Source organism: Rhodococcus sp. P4_E4 (assembly GCF_056401575.1).
In genome coordinates this window covers 142934-165720 of sequence record NZ_JBFUJB010000007.1, presented here as the reverse complement: position 1 = coordinate 165720, position 22787 = coordinate 142934, and the positions used below count along the sequence as shown (strand labels likewise).

The following is a 22787-nucleotide window of genomic DNA, read 5'->3' as shown; positions in this document are numbered from 1 at the left end:
GTCCTTGACCGTCAGCAGTCCCAGGATCATGTACGAGGTAGGTGTGAGATCACGCTGAGCCACATGGCTCCCTTCGTTCCGCGGTTACATCCGAGCCTACAAGTGCTACTTCCCTTCACCGTTTGCATCCTCGGTGTCGGCGATGTCGTCGGATGTGTCCTGAGCGGGCTTGCCGTAGATGAAGGGGACGAGCGCTGCAGCGACGGCAGAGGCCGGGGCGAAACCATCGGCCGTGGGTGCCAGATTTCCCCACACCACCAAGGTCACGTCGTTGACCGGGTCGTACCCCATGAACGAGTTGTAGCCGGGCAGTTCGCCGATGTGGCCGTACATCGGACCCATTTGAGCGATACCGTATCCGTATCCTGCGGATCCTTCGCCATCTGTGGGTTGCACACTGTTCAAACGCAACTCTTGTGTGGCGGGACTCAGGAGCGAACCGGTTCCCAGAGCTTTGACCCATGTCGCCATGTCGTTTGCAGTCGAAATTCCCTGACCTGCAGACCATGTCCACGAGGGATTGTGCCTAGTGGTGTTGGTCGGTTTTTCGGTGCCTGCGGCGATCGCGTCGAGGCGAGATTGTGGGAGGGCCTCTTTGCCTTCGCCGAGCGTTTCGACGTTGCCACTGTAGGTGTAGCCGTCTGCAAACGGAGTCGGGATGCTGGTGTCGGTGTTCGCAGGAAACGACGTCCCTGCCAGTGCGAGTGGCCCGAAGAATCGGTCCGCGAAGATCTGCTGAATCGGCTTGCCGTCCAACTGCTCGGCGATCAAGCCGAGGAGAACGGTATTGGTGTTGGAGTAGTGATAACCGGTGTCGGGCGCGAAATACGGCGGCTGGCTCAGCCCCATTGCCAGCAGTTCCTCGGGTGTCCACACTCGCTCCGGTTGCTCGTCGAGCGCCCGGTTGAGTTCGAGGGTTTCGGTGTAGTTGTACAGGCCGCTACGCATGTCGAGCAGGTCGCCGATGGTGATGTTGTCGCCGTTGGGGACATCGGGGCGGAACTTGCTGACCGGATCGGTTACCGCAACCTTGCCTTCGTCGACCAACTGCAGGATGGCCGTACCGGTCCAGGTCTTGGTGTTCGAGCCCACGCGAACCTTGGTGTCCAGAGTGGGAGGCTCGTTCACGCCTTCCTTGACCGAACCCCATGTGTTGACGTACTTCTGCGTCGGCGTCGTGACCATGACCACCATTGCGATCTCACGGAACTCTTCTGCCTTCTCGGAGACGACGGAATCCATTGCGGCGCTGTCGAAAGACAAGACGGCGCTGTCCGCAGACCCGGCGGAGGTCGGCGGGGACGACGAGGGGGACTCGGAATCGGTTGCGGACGAACAGGCTGAGAGCAGCAATGCCGTAGCGATGCAGGTCACAGCCACTTTGCGGGTCTTGACGTTGTGAAAGGACGTCGACTTCCCAAAAGGGTTCATAGAGGGACTTTAAGCGATACTGCACTCTGCATGCTGCACTTTGCAGTAAATTACGACAAATCAGTCATGCATCCTCAGGAGCGTCCATGCCGCACACCACATCAGTTCGCGCCGTCGCTGCGTTGATCAGCGTCGGAGTAGTCCTCACCGCATGTTCGGCGAAGCCGTCGAATTCCGATTCCGCATCGGCTCCGGCGCAACAGGTTCCCGAGGAGGCAGCCCGCATCATGGCCACCGATCCGTACGCCATGGCTCGGTGGTCCTATCTCTTGGTCGACCCCGCCACCGACGAGGTGATTTACAGCAACAATGCTGATAGCTCGATGTTTTTGGCTTCCCAGACCAAACATTTCACCGTCGGCACCGCCTACGACACCCTTGGTGTAGACCACACTGTTACCACCCCCGTTTATGCCACTTCTCTCCCCGTCGAGGGCACCCTTACCGGTGATCTGGTGCTGGTCGGCTCCGGTGACCTCGCGCTCGGTGGGCGCAACGCCGCACAAGGCCGATTCGATTTCGCCACCGACGGCATCGACCACGTCTACGCCGATGCCCTGCCAGGAGCCGTTCTCGCGCCCGGTGATCCGCTGGCAGGCCTGAACGATCTCGCACGACAAGTAGCCGACGCCGGCATCACTCGGGTAAACGGCGACGTTCTGGTGGACCCTCGTCTGTGGGACACATACTCGACAGTCGAAGGCCTGGTCCCGTCGATTTTCGTCAACGACAACCTCGTCGATATCCAGGCGAGTCCGGGTGCGGTAGGTGAGCCCGCCACCATCGACATGCTTCCCGGCAACGGCCTGTTCCGCGTCGATGCTCAGGTCACCACGGGTGAGGAAGGTAGCGACTCGACTCTGAAGGTTGCGGCCGATCCGTCCGATCCCACCCGGATCAACGTGACCGGGTCGGTGCCGGCTGGAAAGACATCGCTGACTGTCTATCGCATTACCGACGCGCCGACGTGGGCGCGTCAGCTGTTCGTAGAAGCACTGCGACGCAATGGAATCGAGGTTGCATCGGTATCTCGTACGAACAGCACGGCTGCCCTGCCTGTCGATCGGACATATTCAGGAAGTCGACAAGTTGCGAGCCTGCAATCGGCACCAATTTCGGAGTCGGGAGGGATGATTCTCGCGACAAGCTACAACACGGGCGCGAACACTTTCTTGTGTCTGTTGGCAGTAGCGACAGGATCGTCGTCGTGCAGCGACGGTCTTCCCACCGTGCGGGCACTCGCCGAGAAGGCAGGTATTGCAGCATCCGACCTGGTGGTCATGGACGGTCAGGGTGGAGACCCGTCACAATCGACGCCCGCAGCCGTCCTCCAGTGGCTCGACTGGGTGGACCAGCAGCCATGGGCCGATACGTTCTGGGCAGGTCAACCCGTACTCGGTGAGCGAGGCTCGTTGTCGGGCGTGGGAACCGACAGTCCGGCAAAGGGGAAGGTCATCGGTAAGACGGGAACATCCGCCGACGTCGAATCTGACACCGGCAGGTTGATAGTCACTCTTCAAGCGTTGTCGGGTTACATGATCACCCCCGACGATCGCCGACTTCTGTTTGTCGTCGCCGTCAGCGATGCAGTGTTTCCCGACCTGCCTAGGGGCGTGTTCCAAGTCGGGGGAGACGTCGGTGGTGTTGCCGCTGCATTCCAACAAGCACAGACGAATTAACGGGGCGAGACGGAGGTCCGGCGTTCGGGCGCTCATCCCTTTCGAATGAGGCACGAACGATGTAGGCGCACAGAGTGTCAGCATTGGCGCGCAGCGGTATCGACTGCGTCCCGATGAGAAACGAGTTTTGACATGGGTTCCGTTATCGGAGATCTCCTCCCCATAGCTGTCGGTGTCGCCGCGTCTCCGGTAGCCGTCATCGCCACGATCTTGATGTTGCTCTCCAAGCGCGCGGGTAGCACCAGCATCGGGTTCGCGTTGGGTTGGCTGCTCGGAATCTTCATTGCCACAGTTCTTTTTGTCACCCTGTCCAGTGCCCTCAGCACCTCGGACAATGGACCGTCTGCCACGGTATCGTGGATCAAACTCGCTCTCGGTGTCCTCCTGTTGGCGGTCGCGGTCAAGCAGTGGCGAGGGCGCAGCGGCGAGCACGAAACACCGAAGTGGATGCAAGCCATCGACGAGATGACCGCGGTCAAGGGGTTGGGCCTAGGATTCGCGCTCGCCGCGATCAACCCGAAGAATCTGCTGATGTGCATCGCGGCGGGAGTGTCGATCGGCTCGGCGTCGCTGGCGACCAGTGGAGTGATCGCCTCTGTCCTTGTCTTCACGATCATCGCCAGTTCAACGGTCGCGATCCCGGTCATCGGATACCTGGTGGCTGCTGATCGTCTGCGCGAGCCGTTGGCCAAGCTCAAGGTCTGGCTCCAAGACAACAACACCACGGTGATGAGCGTGTTGATCTTGGTCGTCGGAGTTGTTCTGATCGGCAAAGGAATCGGCGGAATCTTCTGATATCCGCTCTTTCGCGTGGTGTGAACGTGCGATTCCCGGATGATCGTTCGATCAGGCGCGCTTGACCGCGTAGTCGCCATCGGCGTGGCCGATCAGTTGCCAGCCGCCCTCGATCGGGGACAGTCGGACGTCAGCGAGATTCGTGGTCTCGAGCTGTGGCCGGTCGGTGCCGGGGTACCAGGCTTCGACCTGTCCGGTACCGGTCCCGGTAAACCCGTTGCGCGACAACTCCGTCAGTGTGCCGGGCGCTGCTCGCGGATAAGCACGCGAGAGAGGCCCGGCAAATCCCTCTACGAGCCCGAGTGATTCGCCGGAAGGGCAGTCGATGCGATTCAAATTTCCTTGCGGCTGGTGGGTATTGCCGTCCCGAACCGGGTGGGGGTCACCGCACGCTTGTGTCCACGACCACCACGCGCCGCCCATCCGGTACTTGTCGGTGGCGTCGACGAAGCGGTCGACGTCTGCTCCCTGCTCGCCGGCATCCCCGAACCAACCCCATTCACCCGTCCACAACGGGGCGTCGTACCAGGCGGCAGCGCGGTCGGCGATCTTGAACCCGTCTTCGATTCCGGGGAATTCGCTACTGACTGTTATCGATTCGCTGTAGAGATGTGGCGAGAAGACCACCAGAGGATCGGTCAGGTACTGGCGTGGGGGCAGCGCGTCGAAGCCGAATGCCGACCAGATCGCGCTGGGCTCGAAGAACACGAGGTGCGGAAATCCGCCTGATTCGGCCTGTCTGATGGCGTCGGTGGCCCGCTTGTAGAACTGCCCGATCTGATCAGCGGCGGTGAATGGATCGCGCAGGCCGGGATTCGGTTCGTTCAACAGGTCGTATCCGGCCACCGCCGGTTCGTCTTTGAACTCGGCGGCCAACCGCGCCCACGTAGCCACGAGGCGACTCTGGATTCCTTGCTCGTCGTCGTAAAACGCCTGGAAGGCATGGGCGATCGCCGGTGCGGCTTCCCGGAGTCCACCGATGTTGCAGGTCGTCCATCCGCCGGTCAGGGTTGCCCACTCCGGTGCGCCGTCCCAGCCGACTCCCGGCTCCATGAAAGACGGGCACGACTGGTCGCTCGGGGTGCCGACGTACGGGCCCCATGCGTCCTGATGCATGTCGAGAACGGTGTAAATGCCGTGATCTTTCGCGTTCTGGACTGCGCCTCGAATCCGGTCGACATACGCAGTGTCGAATGCACCGCGGGTCGGTTCGAGGAGGGACCACGCGACGTTGAGTCGGACGACGTTGAAGCCCAGCGCGGCCATCTGCGCGAAGTCCGTTCTTCCCAGCGGCGTAACGGTGGGTAGACCGGTGCCGTTGGTTGCGTAGTCATTGAGACCGTTGGCGTTCACGCCGCGGAGCAACACCGTTCGTCCGTCGACGTCCTTGATCGTTCGATCTGCGACGGTCAGTTGGGGGAGAGTCCAGCCCGGATCCGGAGGTGAAGCGTTTGCCGCCGGGGCTGCAATCTGGATAGCTAGGATTGCAAGGGTGGCAAGCAACAGCGCGCGCATCCGGTGACCTTTCTAGACAAACGTCCAATTTGGAGATGAGGGTAGCGCGAGAAAGCCTTTCTGCGGCGCGATTCGCACATACCCGTCACGTCTTCACTGCCTGGAATGCCCCGGCTCGAGGCTGCTGTACGGGGTGCGAGAATTGTCGACAAGTCGCGACCCGAGGGAGCATTTGTGAAGCTTGCACTGACTGATCTGGTCGAACAACTACCCGGCGACGATGTGGCGATCACCCGAGCGTTCTATGCGCCGCGGCTTGCCGGTGTCGGTCCGAGTTCGCTGCAGGAACTGCTTGTGGCGCGAGCATCCAGGGTGGTTGAGCCCACGGCGACCCGGGCTGTTGAACACACACTCGACATCGAGGGTCGATCCGTTTCAGTGCGCGTAGTCACGCCGAAAGACGGCGTTGTCAACGGGGTCTATCTGTATCTTCCGGGTGGTGGTTTCTACATAAGTTCAGCGGCCAGCGCTGACGCCCGAAGTACGAGACTTGCCGACGCGGTCGGGGTGGCAGTGGTTACCGTCGATTACCGGCTTGCACCGGAATTCCCTTGGCCTGCAGCGCCGGACGATTGTGAGGCAGTTGCTTTGTGGCTACTTGATGTCGCTGCCGAACGGTTCGGGACGACCAGGCTCGCCATCGGTGGCATGTCGGCGGGAGCAACCTTGGTGACGACGACATTGCTGCGCCTTCGTGATCGAGGTCTGGCCAAGTCGTTTTCGGGTGCCGTGCTGGAAGCGGGCACGTACGACGTCAGTGCGCAGACTCCCGCGGGCCGCACCATCAGCGACGAATACTTCATCGAAGCCTATGTCGGGCATGTCGATGATCGCACTCTCCCGGATATTTCTCCGACATTCGGCGAACTCAGCGGCCTGCCGCCAACCCTCGTGGTGGTCGGATCAGAAGACGTGGTTCTGGCTGAGAACCTTGCCATGGTGGCGCGGCTGTCGGCGGCCGGTAACGACGTCGACTTGCGCCTCTATCCTGTTGTCCCGCATGGATTTACAAACCATCCAACGCCTGTTGCCCGGCGTGCTGCGCTCGATATGGGTGCTTGGCTTCGGAATCGACTCGACTCCGACCCCGCGTGACAAGCACGGGCGCGGTTCAGTGTGCCGAGGGTGTAGGAGTGGCAGGAGCGGGCAATTCGGACACCTGAACAAATGTCCGGTTTTTGGGGCAAAGTCGGGACGAGGAGCGCGCCACCCTTGTAATCTCGCACGTGAGTTTGCGGGGGCGCGGGGTCGTCCAGCACAGCGAGTGAAGAGGACGACGATGACGACTGCTTACACGCGCCGCCGAGGGGCGCATTCTTTCGGAATTGCCCTCACTGCGCTGTTTACCGTGGTGGCGGCCTTGACCGTTCCCGCACTCGCCTCCGCCTCGAGCGGCGACCCGCAATCGGGTTCGAGCCAGTTCGGATCGTCCGAGGAGCAACCGCCGCTGCCGGAGATCCCACCGCCGTCCGCGGCCGAGATCAGGCTCGACGAGGCGCGGAACTTCCGCGACATCGGCGGCTATCGGACTACCGACGGCAGGACCGTCCGGACAGGCCTGGTGTTCCGTTCCAACAAGCTCAGCTCGCTCAATGAGACTGATCTGGCCAAACTCACCGCCGCGAACCTGACCCTCGACGTCGATCTGCGTAACACCTCCGAACGCACGGAGGATCCCGATCGGATCCCCGCCGGGGTCACCTACCAGGTCGCCGACGTCGTCAGCATCGACCATGGCATCGCGTTCCACGAGTTCGTTCCCCTGACCCTCGGTCGCGCATTGATCGACGGCGCGGTCAACGGAACCTCGAACATCGGCCAGAGCATCGGCTACCCGTTCATGGTCAACTACCGTGGCTCCGATGTCGCCTTCCATGATCTGCTGACGGCGATCGCGAACAACTCCGACGGCGCAACCGTCTACCACTGCAGCGCAGGGAAGGATCGCACCGGTTGGGGTACCGCGATCCTGCTGACCATCCTCGGTGTCCCGCGTGAGGTCATCAGTGCGGACTTCATGGCGTCGAACACGTACCTGGGCCGGGACGACGCGGTGGACCTGTCGTGGCTCGATGCGGCGTACGCCCAGGTGGACCGGCTCTACGGCGGTATGGATACTTACGTACGGGAGGGCCTCGGCGTCGACCAGGACACTATCGACTCTCTGCGTGCCAAGCTTCTCCTCTAGGCGCAGCCCCAGGCCTCGACTTCCTGCCCACTCGGACCCTCTGCTGTTCCAGTGCGACCAATGATTACGGGAATGCGCAATTTTGTGGCGCTGCTCCTGCGGTGGGCTCGACGTTGCGGTCTCCATCATCAGGCCGCATGCCATCACCAAGTGGCGCAGAAACTTTGCTCAGAAGAAGCACGCCTGATCATGCACTCGACGCTGGCCAATTGGTCAGCATCGAATCGAGAGCCTCGAGGATCCTGGACCAGCTTTCGGCGCTGTCCGGTGCACTGTGGCTGAACGATCCACCTAACTCCAGGCTGGCATATCCATGGAAAACGCTGCCTAGCAACCGAACTGCGTGAGTCTGGTCGAGGTCGGTGAGGTTGTATCCGCGCAGAATCGATCGCATCATCTGCGAGTGTCTGAAGCCCGCGCTCGCTGCTGCGTCCTCCGGGGTGAGGCGCATCTGTGACGCGGCGTACCGGCCGGGGTGTGCCTTCGCGTAGTCGCGATAGACGTTCGCGAAGGCGGTCAAAGCGTCGCGGCCGGACCGACCGGCCACGGCGTCGGCAGCCTGGCCGGCCATCTCCTCCAAAGCGAGCAACGCGATTCTGGTTTTGAGGTCGTTCGAACTCTTCACGTGGGAGTACAGGCTTGCGACCTTGACGTCGAACTGCCTGGCGACTGCCGATACGGTCACGTGCTCGAAGCCGACCTCGTCGGCCAATTCCGCGCCCGCCATCGCGAGGCGGTCGGCTGTGAGTCCTGCGCGAGGCATGTCAATCGGTCCTGTTCGTTGGGAGGGTAAACCACTTGCCTAAAGAGTATAGGCAAATTACTATCAGCAGTAGCAAACTTCCGTAAACGATTTTCAGGTGAATGAAATGCACAGCCAGAGCAGCTGGATTACTACCGAAATTTCCGACGACATCGTGCGCGGAGCCCTCGAAATCGAACGGACCGAACGCGGTGTGCTGACGCACCGCCTACCTGCCAAGGCTCGCACGCAATTCGCTGACGGGCAGATGGCAATGGCGCAATCACAACCGTCCGGAGTGCGGCTAGTATTCCGAACCAGCGCCACGAGCATCGAACTAGATACTCTGCCCACGAAAATGATCTACACCGGCGCTCCGCCGAGGCCGCAAGGGGTGTACGACCTGCTCGTCGACGGCGAACTGGCCGGGCAAGCAAGCGCTACGGGCGGCAATACGGTGACGATCGACATGGCTACCGGTACCGCTCAGAGGCAGTCCGGACCTGTCAGTATCATCCGTTTCGCGGAGCTGCCCGCGCGATCCAAGACCGTCGAGATCTGGTTGCCACACAACGAGACCACCGAACTTGTCGCATTGCGAACCGACGCGCCACTCGAACTCGCGGTTGATACGAAGCGCCGCGTGTGGCTCCATCACGGAAGCTCGATCAGTCAAGGATCCGGCGCTGAAAGTCCCTCCGGCACTTGGCCTGCTCTTGCAGCCTCCGTCGGCGGCGTGGATCTGATCAACCTCGGGTTCAGTGGCAGTGCTCTGCTGGACCAGTACACCGCCCGCGCGATGCGCGACACTTCTGCTGACCTGATCAGCATCAAGATGGGCATCAATCTGGTCAACTCCGACGTGATGCGCCTACGGGCCTTCACATCTGCAATGCACGGCTTCCTCGACACGGTTCGCGACGGTCATCCAGTGGCTCCGCTGTTGGTCGTTTCGCCCGTCTATTGCCCGATCCACGAGGACACACCGGGGCCTGGCGCCTTCGACTTCGACGCTCTTGCCAGAGGCGAAATGCGATTCGTTGCCACCGGAGATCCCGCCGAGCGGGCATCCGGGAAGCTGACGCTGCGCTCGATTCGGGAAGAGTTGGCGCGCATCGTAACCCAGCGGTCAGTCGATGATCCCAATCTGCATTACGTCGACGGGTGTGATCTCTACGGTGCCGCGGAGAACGAAGAGTTGCCGCTTCCCGATCAGCTCCATCCGGACGCTGCAACGCATCGTCTCATCGGCGAACGCTTTGCCCAACGTGTATTCGCAGACGGCGGTGTATTCGCCGGCGAGGTGTAATCGCCGGCGAGGTGTAATTGCGCAATCTGATTCGGCTCACACCACCACTCACATCACGGTGAGCCGAATCAGCGGGTACTTGCGATCGGACTTGCTCTGGTACTTGGCGATTCGGGGCTGGGCGGTGGCCACTTGGTGCCACGCATGCTCGCGATCGTCGCCTTCGAGTTCGTGAGCTGTGACTGGTACGACATTTCGGCCGGGCATCTCGATAGACACTCGATCGGGATGCGCCACCACATTCGAGTGCCAGTCCGGGTTTCGACCGCCGCCGCCCGAAGCCACGATCAACAGACCGCCCCTGCCGTCGGACAGGTGCATCAGCGGAGTCTCTCGGGGTTGCCCGCTGCGTCGGCCTACCGTGTGCAGGATGAGGACGTCCATTCCCATGAACGTGCCTTTCCCGCGCCGAATCTTGCGATTCGTGCGGGCGTTCGCGTTCCGCTGCATCCACCGTGACAGTGCGCCGGGACCGCCGGACTTCGGTTCGCAGTGATTCCCGATGGGATCTCTCGGTGTTGGATCCGTCTGTGCCATGGTCGGCTACCTCCAGTTTGTCGGCGTGAGCGTCGTTTCGACAAACCTATGAGGCTTGCGGGCTCGGTGCTTCTCGATTTCTGATCACTGTGTTTTCCGGTCACTGTGTTTTGTGATCGGAGTTCACAAGATTTGACCCTGACGTAGCGTGAGGGCTCACGATGACTTCATGACCGACACCTACCCTGCATTCGACGTCAGCCCCGTCCCTGTCCCTACGACCGATGCCGTGCCTCCGGAACAGTTCCGAGGTCTCTACGGTATGCCGATGTTCGTGTCTGTTCCGACTTCGGATCTGGCCGAATCGGCAGACTTCTGGATCCGCGGGCTCGGTTTCTTCGACCTCTTTTCGGTGCCTGATCGACTGACGCATCTGCGGCGCTGGGCATTTCAAGACGTTCTGCTCGTGCCCGGCGAGCGAGCAGATTCACCACCGTCCATCAGCGTGAGCTTTGCGTGTGTGCTGAGTCAGATCGACCAGATAGCAAAGGCGTGTGAGGAATTGCGGCCCGGATGCACCAGCGGTCCAGACCTGAAGCCGTGGAATTCACTGGAGTTGGAGATCGTGACACCGGAGAACGCGCGTGTGATCATGACGGCCGCTCGTCCGTACGACCCGAACAGTGCCGAGGCCGAGCATCTGCGAGGTATGGGAATTGACGGACCCGACGACTGAACAGAAGTCTGACGCGGTGGTCTCGCGCGCCGCGTCTGTCAAACTGGATGCCGTGACGGACCAACTCTTCGGAGGCGAGGCAGACAGTGCTCTTACCGTCGGTGCTGCCGCATCTCGGCTGGGCATAACTGTACGTACCCTTCATCATTGGGACGCAATCGGTTTGGTGTGCCCGTCCGGGCGCAGTGACGGTGGCTACCGGCTGTACACCGACGCCGACCTCGGCCGAATTGGTCGCGTACTTGTCTACCGCGACGTGGGCTTGTCGCTCGACGAGATCGGGATATTGCTCGAATCGCCGGCAGCCCACGTGGATGAAACACTGCGCGGGCAGCGCGCCGAGTTGCGACAACGGATTGCCGACTTGGAGCAACGGGGCGAGTCCTTGGATCGCATCATCGATGCCAGGAAGTCCGGTGTGCTGTTGCCGGCAGACGAGCAGGTGTCGATCTTCGGCCGACACTGGCAGCCGTCATGGGGGCCGGAGGCGCACGAGCGTTGGGGTGACAGCGCGCAGTGGGCGCAGCACGCGGAACGGTCGGCGGGTAGGACCGCTGAGGATTGGCAGAAGATCACCGACTGCGTCGAGACGCTCAACGAAGATCTGGCGTTGGCGTGCCGCGCGGGTGTCGAACCGGGAAGCGCCGAGGCGAATTCGCTGGCAGAACGCCACCGAGCGTCGATCGGGGTCTACTTCGACTGCACACATTCGATGCAGGTGTGTCTGGGGCGGATGTACGTGGCCGATCCGGGATTGTCCGAGTTCTACGACGCGCTGTTCTACGAGACGGTCGAGGACGGTCTGACCGCGTGGCTCCGCGCTGTCATCGATGCGAACGCTCTGGCACATGGAGTTGTCCCCGAATCGGCGACATGGGTGTGAGTGAGCTGGTGGTCGCTCGTCAGTCCAAAGACGCGCAGGCAGTGCACCACGGTCGGCCGTCGACCCCGGGGGCACGATGGGGTACTGCGATGCGCGCGGCCAAAATGCAGCTTTCGTTGTCGTGATAGACGTCGAGATCCGAAGGAACCGTCGAGTGGAACGCCGGGACCTTCATGTCTACCTCCGTTGTCACTCGCCAGAGAGTTGGCTCGTTGCGGTAATCCTCCCACCCCAGCGATCATCTCGCCTGTCGGAAGAAGCACGTGTCAAGGCGGGGGCCGACACCTGCTGTCCTCGCCGCGCGATCATGGAGCCGCACAGCGGTTTACAGGTGTGAGAGCCTGATCACCCTTCCGGCCGAACCGATGCGCACTGCGCGCGCGGTGTGATCTTCGACGGCGCTCACCGCAGAGAATCGCACAGGGATAGGCTGGACGAATGCGTGGAGAGTACAAGGTTCCTGGTGGAAAACTGGTCGCGGTCGACGTCGAGGTGGCGGACGGTCGGCTGGCCGAAGTCGCAGTCTCGGGGGACTTCTTCCTCGAGCCCGACAGTGCGCTCGACGACATCAACGCGGCGTTGCGCGGAATGCCAGCCGACTCGGATGCAGAACAGTTGGCACAAGCTATCTCCAGTGCGCTCGACGAGTCCGTCTCGATGATCGGCTTCACGCCGCAGTCGGTCGGTATTGCGATCCGGCGCGCACTCGGTCACGCCACGAGTTGGGCGGATCACACGTTCGACCTCATCCCACCGGTGGTTCTGGACCCAGCGATGCACGTCGCGCTGGACGAGGTCATCGCGCGTGAGGTGGCATCGGGTGAGCGTCCGCCGACACTGCGATTCTGGGACTGGGACTCGCCCTTGGTCGTGATCGGATCGTTCCAATCCGTGCGTAACGAGGTCGACTCCGAGGCTGCTGCGCGGCACGGCATCGGCGTGGTGCGCCGAATCTCCGGTGGCGGCGCGATGTTCATGGAACCTGGCAACTGCATCACGTACTCGTTGGCAGTACCGGCGTCGTTGGTCGAAGGTTTGAGTTTCGAGCAGTCCTACGCGTTTCTCGATCAGTGGGTGATGGGAGCGCTGGCCGAGGTGGGTATCAACGCTCGGTACGTGCCGCTCAACGACATCGCCTCGGACAAGGGCAAGATAGCCGGCGCCGCTCAGAAGCGATTCGCGTCCGGCACCGTGCTCCATCACGTGACCATGGCCTACGACATCGATGCGGAGAAGATGACGCAGGTGCTGCGAATCGGGCGAGAGAAGATGTCGGACAAGGGAACCAAGAGCGCAGCCAAGCGGGTCGATCCGCTGCGTTCTCAAACCGGAATGACGCGTGCAGCGATCCTGGAGTCGTTTGCGCAGCACTTCCGCGGCCAGTACGACACCCGTGACAGCGACTACACGGACTCGGAGTTGGGGCAGGCGCGCAAGCTGGTGGACACGAAGTTCAGCACCGAAGCGTGGACTCACCGCGTCCCGTGACGCCGTTGTCTCGAGACACCGACAAACCGGGACGAGACCCGAGAGGTCTCGTCCCGGTCGACCTAGCTGGCCGGAGTCGTTGAGTTTGCCCCGAGAAGTTCAGCGTCGTCGACGACGGAGTTCCTCTTCGGAATGGTGAAAGTTGCGCTCACACACAGGATTGCGATGACGAAGCACGCCAGTGTGTACCACAGGTTCCCGATGGGATCTCCAGCGCTGGTGGAACCGTCGACTGCGTCGAAGAAGTCCGGAAGCGCACTCGCCCACAGTACGGCCATGACAACCAGGTACACCACGCTGTAAATCTGGACGAACCTGTTGGTGTGTGCAGGAGCGTTCGATTCTGCCGTGCGCAGGTTTCTCCACTGGCGGACGAGAACCACGATCGCGACCACTGTGAGGACGGCGAGTTCCGCCGCATAGAGGAACCCACGAACGGTGTCACTGCCCATCCCGAAGACCGTCGCCGGGAGCGGGAGAATGAACGTACCCAGCGAGGCCAGCAGGCCGATCACGATGGTGCGCCAAACCAACTGAAGCCCGGAGAAGTGCTTGCCGGCATCGACGTGCCGTCCGACGAAGTACTGGACGCAGAATGCCAACGACATCGGCCACAGAGCGGCGAAGACGACCACGCTGGGGAGTGGAACCGCGTCGAACATGGGTTGGTTGATCGGGTTCGACGTCGACCACTCCCACCACCGCAACTGGGGTCCGAGGTGATCGAAGATTTCGTAGAACGCATGGTGGACGAAGCCGACGCAGACTGCACCCAGCAGGGGACCGTATTTGCGGAAAACGCCGAGCATTCTGACTATTTCGAAGGCCAACGTCGCCATGAGCGGGTAGATGGCAATGATGTACAGCGGCAGTCGACCCCACATGAAGTCGACGGTGAACACGTTGTGCGCGAACATCGTGTCCACTTGTTCTTCGATGCCGAACGCTGCCGGGAAGTACAGCGGAGGCTCGATGATGAACAGGTAGGCGGTGGCGCCGAACCAAAGGACCAGGTTGGTGGGGTCGCCGTTGCGGCGCAGTCGCACGATCGCCAAGACCAGTGCGAGTACCGAGCCGACGATGATCGTCCATTCGAGTACGGGCAGGGTCCAGTTCTCGAGGGCCGCCGGGTTACGGAACTCGACGAGTCCACCTGCTTCCTGACAGGAGAAACCGAGTTCTGTTGCCAGTTGGGCAAACGTGGGGGAGCAGTGCTCTGCCATCAGTTGGCCCCTGACGTGATCGACTCTTGTGCCTGAGATTCGGCGGTGTACCAGCGTGTGCAGTCGTAGCCGTCGTCGTAACGCTTGAACCACTGGTCGGCCAGTGCGGGGAGCTTCTCGTGGTCCGGGTTGTGATTGGGCATCTGGCTGCGGAAGACACCGCCGAGCGCGACGAGTTGTTCGCCGAGTTGTAGGTGATCGAAGGCGCGGGGCATGGTGCCCTTGGTCAGGTAGGGCGCAAACGACGTCAGAATCTTCTGCTTGGTGCGGTGCATGGCGAACATCGACAGTGAGTCGACTTGCCGTTCGGAGAGTGGAACGTGCTGGTTGAACCCTGCACAGGCGATGCGAATCACCTTCATGACGTGCGCGAAGATCGACGGCGCCATTCGCATCCGGTAAAGCTCGCTTCCGACAACGGAATTGAAGATGATCAGTGCCGAGCTGCGATGCTCGACCTCCTCGACGAAGTGCCAGATGAACAGCGACGCGACGCGGTCGTCTCCCGGACGGAACAAGGTCGCCTCGTTGTCGAGCATCAGTTTGAACACCGGTGTGAAGGTCGCCTCCAGATCTGCGGTGTACGCGAGCCGGTAGTTCAACGAGGTCGCCTCGGTGAGTAGATCGAATTCACCGATCACGGCGTCGAGTGTGTTCTGCAGTCCGGGGTATCGCCTGATCAGAGCTTTCACATGTTGGCGGTGGGCGGTCGAGTGGTGGCCTTCTTGACGCATGAATGCCACGGCTTCCTCGGCGACCTCCGGATCGCTGATCCGCGACTTGGTTTGCATGATCATCTTCACGATCATCTTTTCGAAACCGATGGCCAGGAACGAGACCGCGTTGGACATGCTCGACCAGGCCGGATTCTCCGGGTTCCACAGGAAGGGAACGTCATGATCCTCGAATCCGAAATCCATCTTTCGGGGCTGAAGGTTGGTCACTTGTCGAACCTCGTCTTTCGGAGGGGCTGGTCAGGTGGCCGCTCTGGCATTCGAAGCCACGTGTGGCGGTAATCATACATATTGGTGTGCAGTTGTATGTTCACTTTTCGATGACGAACGTGAATTCGAGGGACGCAGATGCAAAACCTGCCTGTGTTAGCCTGTGGCTCTTGGACTTCGAGCGCAAAGACATGGTTCGAGCCTCGTTCGAGCGAGGAAGTGGGCAGTGGCACGAAGGCGTGGGTGGGGCGGCAATCCACCGGACAACGACGAAGATGCGTCTCGTCGAATTGTCGAGGCCGCGGTCGAGCTGATCGGACGGACGAGTTCGGAAATCAGCATCGGCGACGTGGCGGAGTCACTGGGCGTGATCCGGCAGACCGTGTATCGATACTTCCCCAGCGCCGACGCTCTGATGCGGGCAGCGGCGATCGCGTCGGTGGACGGTTACCTCGATCGACTCACCACACACGTGAGCGGCATCGAAGATCCCGTCGAGGCGATGACCGAGGGTGTTCTCTACACACTGACTCAGGTCCACCGAACACCGCATCTCGGCATCCTTCTGACAAGCACGAATTCGAGTCTGCACCCGGAGGGTCTGACCTCTCAGGAGGCGCAAGCCTTCGGAATGGCGATGATCAACCGCTTCGACGTGGACTGGGTGCATTACGGCTACGACGACGCGTCACTTCAGGAACTGGTCGAATACGTCCTGCGGACGATGCAGTCGTTTTTCCTCGCGCCTGGCGACCCACCGCGGAGCGATGAGGAACTGCGGCGATACCTACGGCGCTGGATGGGTTCTGCGATCATCGCCCAGGCAAATTCTGTCAGCGATGACTCGATCAGCGCAGAACTATCGTCAAAGCAACGGCACTGACGCACGCGGCGATGACGACGGTCAGTGCGAACAGGTCGGCGAGCTGAGGGCGCTTGGGGTACGCCGCAATCAGTCCAGTGCCCCCGCGAGCGGAGATTGCTTCGCCCATTTCGGCAGACCGCCGAATTGCCACGGACATGGTTGTGGTGATCAGGTCGACTATCGAATTGTCGGCCGCGCTGTTCACCACAGCTTTCGGGCGCAGTCGTCGCGCCGCTACCAGGGTGAGCATCTCGTCGATCAACAGTGGAAGTGAACGAATGCAGAGGGCGGTCGCGATGGCCCACTCGTCGACCGGGATCTTGAATATTCGCAGCGGTCTACCGAGCGTTGCCAGTGCCGGCGCCACGTCGCTCATCGACGTGGTCCACGCCAACATCAGTGAGACGCAGAGCAATACAAGACCGAACGTCACAGCTTGCAGGTAGATGAACACCGCGTCGATGCCGATCGGAAGGTTGATCAACGCGCCGAGCAGGATCAGCGCCCACAACCACCACGGAGGCCGGGGAACTGCAGTCGGGGGGATACGTCCGATCACCGCGGTCAGCAACAACAATCCCAGTACGACGCCGATCGCCGGCCAGGACGGCGCGGCCACGACCACGATGCTGACGAGAACGACGGCAACGATCTTCGTTCCGGCCCACAATCGGTGGATCGGCGATGAAGTCGGGACTTCGCGCAGAAGTGTTGTCACGTCGTCGATCCTTCCAAGGCACTGCTGGCGGCAGGGTCGAGGATGCGACCCTGCGACAGTCGAATTGTTCTGCTGCAGACGGCATCCATGCCGTCGACATCGTGGGAGATGACGACTACTGCGGTTCCGTTCCGACGAATCCACCTGAGTACGTTCAGGATTTCGTGTCGGCCGGGTGGATCGAGCCCGGCCAATGGTTCGTCGAGGATGAGTACTCGGGGTTGGCGGACGAGGAGACCGGCCAGTACGACGCGTCGCATCTGTCCGCCGCTCAACTCGTCGATACTGCGGCCGGCGATGTGACGGTCGAGTCCGACGGCGTCGAGCGCCCAGGAGACTTGCACCGATCCGATCTCCGGACCGCCGGCGGCCTCGATGTCTTCGGCGACGGTTCGGCGTTGCAGCTGCAGCCTCGAGTGTTGGAACGTCAGACCGACAGTGCCGAGCTGACGCGAGACGGGTTTGCCGTCGAAGACCGCGGTTCCCCGGCTCGGTGCGATCAAGCCCGCCATGATCCAGGCCAGGGTCGATTTACCGGAACCGTTGCCGCCCAGGACCAGTAGCCCGTCCCCGTCTCCGATGGTCAGATTCACGTCCGAGAGTGCGCGCCGCGACCACGGAGTCCGGTCGTTGTAGGTGTGGGTGACATCGGTGAGTTGGAGGACAGTTCGAGTGCCGGCCGGCCACGGCGCAGACGGCGGACCCGCGAACGTCGACGTCATCCAACCGGGTTGGTGATCGATCTGCCGTCCGCGGTGTAGTTGAATCACCCGATCTGCGTTGCGGGTGTCGGCGTGGTGATGGGTGACCAGCACCACGGCCATCGGATGGCGCTGGGGCAGTTCGGCGAGGAGCGAGACCAATTCCTCCCGGCCGGCCTGATCGACCATCGCGGTGGCTTCGTCCGCGATCAGCAGAGCGGGGCGACGAGCCAGAGCGGCAGCAACCGCCAGACGTTGCATCTCGCCGCCGGACAGCCCTGAGGTCTCGCGCATGCCCATGCCCGCGAGTCCCACCTCGGCCAGCAGTGCATCGACGTCGGGATGCGACTCGGGCGGAAGCCCCCAGACGACGTCATCGGCGACGCGGGTTCCGAGGATCTGGCTCTCGGGACGTTGGAGGACGACGGCGGTTCCGCCGTGTCGACCGAGACCGGCGGACCCGGGCCTCGTCAGGGTCCCGACGGTCGGTGCGCGACCGGCGAGCAACCGGGTGAGTGTGGACTTGCCCGAGCCGTTGTGGCCGACGACGGTGACGAACTCTCCTCGTCGGACCGTGAAGTTGACGTCGACGAGCGCCGGCGTCGATGCACTCGGATAGGTGAAGCCCACGTGATCGAAAGTGACCGGTAGCGGGTCGATCGGACGGTCGTCGGGAGCTGTCTGGAGCGGGTCGGCCGAGGGGAGTGCGGCCAATCGATCGAGGACGGCACCGAGGACAAAATAGGAGACGACGGTGCTGAGGACGATTCCGGAGCTGATCGACAGGCCGATCCACAACCACCAGTAGTCGATGATCGAGCCGATGCTGTTCTCGATCCATTCGGCTGCGCCGACCAGCGTCGGGGCACGCTTCAAGATTGCGGCCACGCCCAGCGCGGTGTTCTCCAGCGAGGTCAACAACAAGGTGCGCAGGGGCGCGAGAACAAGCAACAGGACTATGGAGAACAACGCCAGCGCGGGTCCGATGACAAGCGACGACAGCAACGCGGAGATGAAGCCGAGACCGCGCCGCTTGACCGTACCGATGATTCCGCCGAGGAGAGCGCTCAGCGCGACCGCCGCCGCAGATCCCGAACCCGCTGCGACGAAAGCGACCGCAGTAGCCGAGACGCCGGCCGTCATCACGGCGCGGACTCGAAAGCGCTGGGCAACAATTCCCATCGGAACGGCGGCCACGAGGTTGAGGGCGCTGGCCATGGGGATGACCGTGGCAATGACGGACAACGCGACCGTGAATCCGGCCATGACGGCACCCGTTGCCAACTCGAGTGGTCGAAGGTTGCCGGTTTCGCGGACTTGCGGACGGTTGCTCACTACGTCCAGTGTGCCAGTGGTGACATAACTCCTGCCCGACTGATGGTGAGCGCATCGGCACGATTGCGTAGGCTTCACCTCAAACAATGCATCGGACGGAGCGTGGAAGACGTGAGTGCAGCACCCATCAGGGTCGGGGTTCTGGGAGCCAAGGGCAAGGTCGGTCGAGCGATCTGCGAGGCAGTGGAAGCTGCTCCCGATCTGGAACTTGTCGCTCAGGTCGATACCGGTGATCGCATCGAGACGTTCGTCGACACCCGCACTCAGGTAGTCGTCGATTTCACGCACCCCGACGTCGTCATGGGAAATCTGGAATTCCTCGTGGCCAACGGAATTCACGCCGTGATCGGCACCACCGGTTTCGACGAGTCCAGGCTGGCGACTGTGCAGTCCTGGCTCGACGAGCAGCCTGCAACGGGTGTTCTGATCGCCCCGAACTTCGCCATCGGTGCTGTGTTGTTGATGCGCTTCTCGGCTGCCGCGGCGCGCTTCTTCGATTCCGTCGAGGTCATCGAACTTCACCACCCCAACAAGGCAGATGCTCCCTCGGGCACCGCATACCGAACGGCCGCCATGATCGCCGAAGCTCGCGCGGAAGCAGGCGTCGGACGCAGCCCTGACGCCACCACGACCGAGCTCGAGGGTGCGCGTGGAGCCGACGTCGACGGAGTCCGGGTTCACTCCGTGCGGATGGCCGGACTGGTCGCGCATCAGGAAGTGATTCTCGGAACTCAGGGCGAGACGCTGACCATTCGCCACGACTCGATCGACCGGAATTCGTTCGCGCCGGGCGTTCTGCTCGGTGTCCGCCAGATCGGGTCACGTCCGGGCCTGACGGTCGGTATCGATTCCTTCCTCGATCTATGAACAAGACCACCCGCACCCTCGCGCTGATCGTTGCGATCTGTATCGCGCTCGCGGTGTACTTCGTGTTGCTCGGCCAGCGCGGAATCCAGCTCATCCAAGACGGAGGCGGCGCCGCGATCGGTCTCGGGATCGGCGTGCTGATCCTGCCGTTCCTGGGGCTGTGGCTCGTCATCGCCACCCTTCGTGCCGGCTTCACACACCAACGCCTCGCGCAGCAGATTCACGACGAGGGCCTCGCTGTCGATGCGTCTTCACTTCCGAAATTGCCTTCGGGCCGGATCGAGCGGGCGGCCGCCGACGAGTTGTTCGCTCAGATCAAGGTCGACTGGGAAGCAGACCCGGACAACTGGAAGCAGAACTTCCGACTCGCTCGCGCCTACGACTATGCCGGTGACCGAAGCCGGGCACGGGAAACCATGCGCCGCGCAGTGGAACTGGAACGTCGGTCGCGAGGTAAGTAGTTTCTCCCTGCTGTGAACAGGGGTCTGCTGGGATGCTACCGCTCCGGAACTGTTGCGGGAGAAGACGGATCCGGAGTGGTGGGGTCGAATGGCGGCGGGTTGTTCGGGTCGAAGCTAGTCATCGGCACCGAACACGTCGCGCCCACTTCGGGATACGTGTTCGGGTTGACTCGTAGCGCCGAGACGAATTGATCGATGCGAGCGTCCTCAGCGTTGTCGAGTTTGAGTTGACGGCCCCAGGACTGCAGCGAGATAGGCGAATCCAGGGTCGGATACGGCGACATCAAGGTGTAGCTCATGCCTTCGACTCGCTGTGCCAAGCGCGCCTGATCCTCACTCGAGACCAGGTCGGGGTTGTACGTGATCCACACTGCCCCGTGCTCGAGGGAATGGACCGCATTCTCGGTTCGAATGGCTTGCGGGTAGACAACTCCGGTGCAGTTTGCCCAGACCGAATCATGGCGACCACCGAAGGGCGGTGAATGTGTGTACGCCACACGTTCGTTCGGCCGTACGTGTTGAGCTGCCGGGTAGTCGACCGTGACAACTCCGTCGATGGATTCGGACGGATCCGGATTGTCGACGCTCGGAACAAACGCATCCGGTCGAGGTGTTCCTTCGAGAGAATTCGCGCACGAAGCCAGCGCGAGAACTGTCGAGATCGCCACTGTTGCTCGAAGTTGTTTGTTCACTCGGCCATGATAGCGGCGCCTGTCCGCTTTCCCGAGACGTGAATCGACTACGACCCGAGAGAGCTTGTGGTTCCGCCCGAGCGCGCGATGTCACTGGCGCCTCGAAGAATTCGGAGCGGAGGCAGCGGCCCTTGGTATGCCTCGGAGCCACTGATCAGATCACCGGCCGCGTCGAACGCGATCGCTTCACCTTGTGGCTCGTCGGGAAGGGGCACACGAATAGGATTGGTGGTCAAGGCTTTCGCGACATCGCCGTCGGGAGCTGTGTAGAGGTAGACATCGGTGTAGTTGCGCAGCGCTACCACCGTGCCGTCTTTGCTCACGGCGCCTCCGGTGACAGCCATCGTTCCGGCATGGGGGACCGGTCCACCGGAAGTGAGGGTGGGAGTAAATCTGAGCTGACCTACCTTGGCCAACATGGTCGGCGACGCCATACTCAGATCCTGAACCTGCTGTCGTTCAGCGGTTGTGTAGACCACGCTTGCGCCCAGGTAATCCTTGGTGACGATGACGGGAAGCCCGTTGCTCTGGATCAGCAGTGTCTCGGCGTCGTGCGCCCCGTCCGGATAAACCAGGGGGTAGGAGGTGGCGGTGCCTGAAGCTGGATCGAGTGCGATCAGCCCGATCGACGTTCGCATCGCGTTGTTGTCGCCGATGTCTGCCAGCCACAGATGGCCGTCAGGAGTCGACGAGAGATCCTCGACATCGACGCGAGGGGTGCCCACATTGATCCAGCGCTGAACTTGGCAGTTCGAATCGAGTTGGGCGACGCGATCGTCGTCGAACGCGAACACCTCAGCCTCGACACCGATCAGGTCCACAACAGCCTGCACCGACTGCGCCAGCACGTCACCGGCGCCTCAGTGACCCGATGCCTCGACCAGTGGGAACACATCGTGAGCAACAACGACATCGACGCCGTCCGCGAGATCGCAGCCTCCGACACCGAGACTGCCCGCGAAATGCGCAACCTCTCACCCCTGTCGGTTCTACTGAGCGAACCGGAACGCCTCTACGTGATCGACGACCTCCGTAAAGCATGAGTTCGTGAGCCGCGAAGACCTGGCCAAAGCCATCGTCGCGGCCTGTAAATGGATCGACGAATCGCAGGTGGTCATCTTCGTCTCTCAGTCGCTGCTGGGCAGCTACGACGCCGACGTTCAGCCCGAAGGCAACCAGCTCCGTCGAAGCGGGTATGACACCAGGCAGCGCCTTCACCGCTCAGACCTTCGGCGAGCGAACGCTGAACGAGAAGGTCAGCATCCTCGATGTCTGGGTGGGAGAGGACTCCGCGTTCCGCTTCTATCTCGAAGACGTTCCGCGCGTGTGGCTCGAAGGAAGCAAGGCCGAGGCGACACTTTCGCATGGAATGAGCCTGTCGATCCCGGCGTTCATTACCGCTGTCATCGCCCACCCGAAGGTGACCGGCAAAGCCGCGACGGCCTGGCCGAAACCGGTACAACCCTGAGCTGTGGGCGATGGTCCTTGGGTACGCGGCGGAGTGCTGCATCATCGATGTTCGCGTTGTCACCGCCGAGCGAACATGAAGTGGCGTGGTGGGGCTCGCTATTCAGCCAAAGAGCTGACCCGGTAGCTGATCTTGTTGGTGGTCGTCCTGGGCATGTCGTTGAGATACGAACTCAGCGCACGCGCGGCGTCGTTCGCGAGTGCCGTTGCAGCGCCTGGTGTTCGTGCGCGAGCAGTCACCGCAATCCCGGCGATGTCGGAGGCCCCAGTG

25 protein-coding genes are annotated in these 22787 nt (G+C 61.9%); 13 read left to right on the top strand and 12 right to left on the bottom strand.

Annotation, left to right across the window (positions count from 1 at the left end; translation table 11 throughout):
- Window positions 1-105: 105 nt before the first annotated feature.
- The gene (locus AC1DVN_RS11300) at window positions 106-1431 is read right to left on the bottom strand and encodes a serine hydrolase domain-containing protein (protein ID WP_477993799.1); all 1326 of its coding nucleotides are present in this window, start codon (window positions 1429-1431) and stop codon (window positions 106-108) included.
- 86 nt (window positions 1432-1517) lie between these two features.
- On the opposite strand from AC1DVN_RS11300, the gene AC1DVN_RS11295 reads away from it, so the two are divergent.
- Together AC1DVN_RS11295 and AC1DVN_RS11290 are read left to right on the top strand one after the other, a co-directional pair.
- Window positions 1518-3110: a D-alanyl-D-alanine carboxypeptidase/D-alanyl-D-alanine-endopeptidase gene (locus AC1DVN_RS11295; RefSeq protein ID WP_099697902.1), complete on the top strand. Its 1593-nt coding sequence runs from the start codon at window positions 1518-1520 to the stop codon at window positions 3108-3110.
- 132 nt (window positions 3111-3242) lie between these two features.
- The gene (locus tag AC1DVN_RS11290; RefSeq protein WP_070385289.1) at window positions 3243-3905 is read left to right on the top strand and encodes a GAP family protein; all 663 of its coding nucleotides are present in this window, start codon (window positions 3243-3245) and stop codon (window positions 3903-3905) included.
- Window positions 3906-3956: 51 nt separating this feature from the next.
- On the opposite strand, the gene AC1DVN_RS11285 is transcribed toward AC1DVN_RS11290, so the two are convergent.
- Window positions 3957-5420 (bottom strand): glycoside hydrolase family 5 protein, encoded by a 1464-nt coding sequence (locus tag AC1DVN_RS11285; RefSeq protein ID WP_070385288.1) that lies wholly within the window; start codon window positions 5418-5420, stop codon window positions 3957-3959.
- A gap of 174 nt (window positions 5421-5594) precedes the next feature.
- Between AC1DVN_RS11285 and AC1DVN_RS11280 the strand changes: the two genes are divergently transcribed.
- Window positions 5595-6515 carry an alpha/beta hydrolase gene (locus AC1DVN_RS11280; RefSeq protein ID WP_477993798.1) on the top strand — a complete coding sequence of 307 codons (921 nt, stop codon included), beginning with the start codon at window positions 5595-5597 and terminating at the stop codon, window positions 6513-6515.
- Between the two features lie 184 nt (window positions 6516-6699).
- Entirely contained in the window at window positions 6700-7608 is a 909-nt protein-coding gene (locus AC1DVN_RS11275; RefSeq protein ID WP_477845930.1) for a tyrosine-protein phosphatase, read from the top strand.
- A gap of 187 nt (window positions 7609-7795) precedes the next feature.
- On the opposite strand, the gene AC1DVN_RS11270 is transcribed toward AC1DVN_RS11275, so the two are convergent.
- Complete coding sequence (locus tag AC1DVN_RS11270; protein WP_020969429.1) at window positions 7796-8371, bottom strand: TetR/AcrR family transcriptional regulator; 576 nt, start codon at window positions 8369-8371, stop codon at window positions 7796-7798.
- 106 nt (window positions 8372-8477) lie between these two features.
- Here AC1DVN_RS11270 and AC1DVN_RS11265 point away from each other — a divergent pair, with 106 nt between their 5' ends.
- Window positions 8478-9659 carry a GDSL-type esterase/lipase family protein gene (locus AC1DVN_RS11265; RefSeq protein WP_477845931.1) on the top strand — a complete coding sequence of 394 codons (1182 nt, stop codon included), beginning with the start codon at window positions 8478-8480 and terminating at the stop codon, window positions 9657-9659.
- 48 nt (window positions 9660-9707) lie between these two features.
- Here the strand turns inward: AC1DVN_RS11265 and AC1DVN_RS11260 are convergent, their stop codons facing one another.
- Window positions 9708-10196, bottom strand: coding sequence for a nitroreductase family deazaflavin-dependent oxidoreductase (locus AC1DVN_RS11260; RefSeq protein WP_080910499.1), 489 nt, complete (start codon window positions 10194-10196; stop codon window positions 9708-9710).
- A gap of 169 nt (window positions 10197-10365) precedes the next feature.
- Between AC1DVN_RS11260 and AC1DVN_RS11255 the strand changes: the two genes are divergently transcribed.
- Window positions 10366-10872: a VOC family protein gene (locus AC1DVN_RS11255; protein WP_019748135.1), complete on the top strand. Its 507-nt coding sequence runs from the start codon at window positions 10366-10368 to the stop codon at window positions 10870-10872.
- Between the two features lie 52 nt (window positions 10873-10924).
- Window positions 10925-11755, top strand: coding sequence for a MerR family transcriptional regulator (locus tag AC1DVN_RS11250; protein ID WP_477993797.1), 831 nt, complete (start codon window positions 10925-10927; stop codon window positions 11753-11755).
- Window positions 11756-11774: 19 nt separating this feature from the next.
- Here the strand turns inward: AC1DVN_RS11250 and AC1DVN_RS11245 are convergent, their stop codons facing one another.
- The gene (locus tag AC1DVN_RS11245; protein ID WP_153211278.1) at window positions 11775-11948 is read right to left on the bottom strand and encodes a hypothetical protein; all 174 of its coding nucleotides are present in this window, start codon (window positions 11946-11948) and stop codon (window positions 11775-11777) included.
- A 245-nt stretch (window positions 11949-12193) separates the two neighbouring features.
- Here AC1DVN_RS11245 and AC1DVN_RS11240 point away from each other — a divergent pair, with 245 nt between their 5' ends.
- Complete coding sequence (locus AC1DVN_RS11240; protein ID WP_070797189.1) at window positions 12194-13243, top strand: lipoate--protein ligase family protein; 1050 nt, start codon at window positions 12194-12196, stop codon at window positions 13241-13243.
- A gap of 62 nt (window positions 13244-13305) precedes the next feature.
- Here AC1DVN_RS11240 and AC1DVN_RS11235 read toward each other — a convergent pair whose 3' ends face one another.
- Entirely contained in the window at window positions 13306-14466 is a 1161-nt protein-coding gene (locus tag AC1DVN_RS11235; RefSeq protein WP_021333568.1) for a DUF7802 domain-containing protein, read from the bottom strand.
- Complete coding sequence (locus tag AC1DVN_RS11230) at window positions 14466-15410, bottom strand: metal-dependent hydrolase (protein WP_029255210.1); 945 nt, start codon at window positions 15408-15410, stop codon at window positions 14466-14468. Before AC1DVN_RS11230 ends, AC1DVN_RS11235 begins: the two co-directional genes overlap by 1 nt.
- Before the next feature lie 226 nt (window positions 15411-15636).
- On the opposite strand from AC1DVN_RS11230, the gene AC1DVN_RS11225 reads away from it, so the two are divergent.
- Window positions 15637-16293, top strand: a complete 657-nt coding sequence (locus AC1DVN_RS11225; RefSeq protein ID WP_019748141.1) for a TetR/AcrR family transcriptional regulator — start codon at window positions 15637-15639, stop codon at window positions 16291-16293.
- On the opposite strand, the gene AC1DVN_RS11220 is transcribed toward AC1DVN_RS11225, so the two are convergent.
- The gene (locus AC1DVN_RS11220; protein ID WP_020907480.1) at window positions 16259-16993 is read right to left on the bottom strand and encodes an energy-coupling factor transporter transmembrane component T family protein; all 735 of its coding nucleotides are present in this window, start codon (window positions 16991-16993) and stop codon (window positions 16259-16261) included. The two genes, AC1DVN_RS11225 and AC1DVN_RS11220, sit on opposite strands and share 35 nt — an antisense overlap.
- Window positions 16990-19029, bottom strand: coding sequence for an ABC transporter ATP-binding protein (locus tag AC1DVN_RS11215; protein ID WP_477845933.1), 2040 nt, complete (start codon window positions 19027-19029; stop codon window positions 16990-16992). Before AC1DVN_RS11215 ends, AC1DVN_RS11220 begins: the two co-directional genes overlap by 4 nt.
- A gap of 102 nt (window positions 19030-19131) precedes the next feature.
- Between AC1DVN_RS11215 and dapB the strand changes: the two genes are divergently transcribed.
- Both dapB and AC1DVN_RS11205 read left to right on the top strand, forming a co-directional pair.
- Entirely contained in the window at window positions 19132-19896 is a 765-nt protein-coding gene (dapB, locus tag AC1DVN_RS11210) for a 4-hydroxy-tetrahydrodipicolinate reductase (protein ID WP_019748144.1), read from the top strand.
- The gene (locus tag AC1DVN_RS11205; RefSeq protein ID WP_020907483.1) at window positions 19893-20357 is read left to right on the top strand and encodes a hypothetical protein; all 465 of its coding nucleotides are present in this window, start codon (window positions 19893-19895) and stop codon (window positions 20355-20357) included. The genes dapB and AC1DVN_RS11205 overlap by 4 nt, the downstream gene beginning before the upstream one ends.
- A 35-nt stretch (window positions 20358-20392) precedes the next feature.
- Here AC1DVN_RS11205 and AC1DVN_RS11200 read toward each other — a convergent pair whose 3' ends face one another.
- Entirely contained in the window at window positions 20393-21049 is a 657-nt protein-coding gene (locus tag AC1DVN_RS11200; RefSeq protein WP_019748146.1) for a DUF3105 domain-containing protein, read from the bottom strand.
- Between the two features lie 47 nt (window positions 21050-21096).
- Entirely contained in the window at window positions 21097-21897 is an 801-nt protein-coding gene (locus AC1DVN_RS11195) for a hypothetical protein (RefSeq protein WP_428690398.1), read from the bottom strand.
- Between the two features lie 48 nt (window positions 21898-21945).
- Between AC1DVN_RS11195 and AC1DVN_RS11190 the strand changes: the two genes are divergently transcribed.
- Both AC1DVN_RS11190 and AC1DVN_RS11185 read left to right on the top strand, forming a co-directional pair.
- The gene (locus AC1DVN_RS11190) at window positions 21946-22092 is read left to right on the top strand and encodes a hypothetical protein (RefSeq protein WP_378666273.1); all 147 of its coding nucleotides are present in this window, start codon (window positions 21946-21948) and stop codon (window positions 22090-22092) included.
- 152 nt (window positions 22093-22244) lie between these two features.
- The gene (locus AC1DVN_RS11185; protein ID WP_378666276.1) at window positions 22245-22517 is read left to right on the top strand and encodes a hypothetical protein; all 273 of its coding nucleotides are present in this window, start codon (window positions 22245-22247) and stop codon (window positions 22515-22517) included.
- A gap of 98 nt (window positions 22518-22615) precedes the next feature.
- Here the strand turns inward: AC1DVN_RS11185 and AC1DVN_RS11180 are convergent, their stop codons facing one another.
- Window positions 22616-22756 carry a hypothetical protein gene (locus tag AC1DVN_RS11180; protein ID WP_378666278.1) on the bottom strand — a complete coding sequence of 47 codons (141 nt, stop codon included), beginning with the start codon at window positions 22754-22756 and terminating at the stop codon, window positions 22616-22618.
- Window positions 22757-22787 lie beyond the last annotated feature (31 nt).

Coding starts and splice junctions, on each gene's coding strand:
- AC1DVN_RS11185 (WP_378666276.1), top strand. CDS start 22,245: ATGACACCAGGCAGCGCCTTCACCGCTCAGACCTTCGGCGAGCGAACG.
- AC1DVN_RS11260 (WP_080910499.1), bottom strand. CDS start 10,196: ATGGCACAGACGGATCCAACACCGAGAGATCCCATCGGGAATCACTGC.
- AC1DVN_RS11300 (WP_477993799.1), bottom strand. CDS start 1,431: ATGAACCCTTTTGGGAAGTCGACGTCCTTTCACAACGTCAAGACCCGC.
- AC1DVN_RS11255 (WP_019748135.1), top strand. CDS start 10,366: ATGACCGACACCTACCCTGCATTCGACGTCAGCCCCGTCCCTGTCCCT.
- AC1DVN_RS11205 (WP_020907483.1), top strand. CDS start 19,893: ATGAACAAGACCACCCGCACCCTCGCGCTGATCGTTGCGATCTGTATC.
- AC1DVN_RS11240 (WP_070797189.1), top strand. CDS start 12,194: ATGCGTGGAGAGTACAAGGTTCCTGGTGGAAAACTGGTCGCGGTCGAC.
- AC1DVN_RS11270 (WP_020969429.1), bottom strand. CDS start 8,371: ATGCCTCGCGCAGGACTCACAGCCGACCGCCTCGCGATGGCGGGCGCG.
- AC1DVN_RS11275 (WP_477845930.1), top strand. CDS start 6,700: ATGACGACTGCTTACACGCGCCGCCGAGGGGCGCATTCTTTCGGAATT.
- AC1DVN_RS11235 (WP_021333568.1), bottom strand. CDS start 14,466: ATGGCAGAGCACTGCTCCCCCACGTTTGCCCAACTGGCAACAGAACTC.
- AC1DVN_RS11295 (WP_099697902.1), top strand. CDS start 1,518: ATGCCGCACACCACATCAGTTCGCGCCGTCGCTGCGTTGATCAGCGTC.
- AC1DVN_RS11265 (WP_477845931.1), top strand. CDS start 8,478: ATGCACAGCCAGAGCAGCTGGATTACTACCGAAATTTCCGACGACATC.
- AC1DVN_RS11285 (WP_070385288.1), bottom strand. CDS start 5,420: ATGCGCGCGCTGTTGCTTGCCACCCTTGCAATCCTAGCTATCCAGATT.
- AC1DVN_RS11290 (WP_070385289.1), top strand. CDS start 3,243: ATGGGTTCCGTTATCGGAGATCTCCTCCCCATAGCTGTCGGTGTCGCC.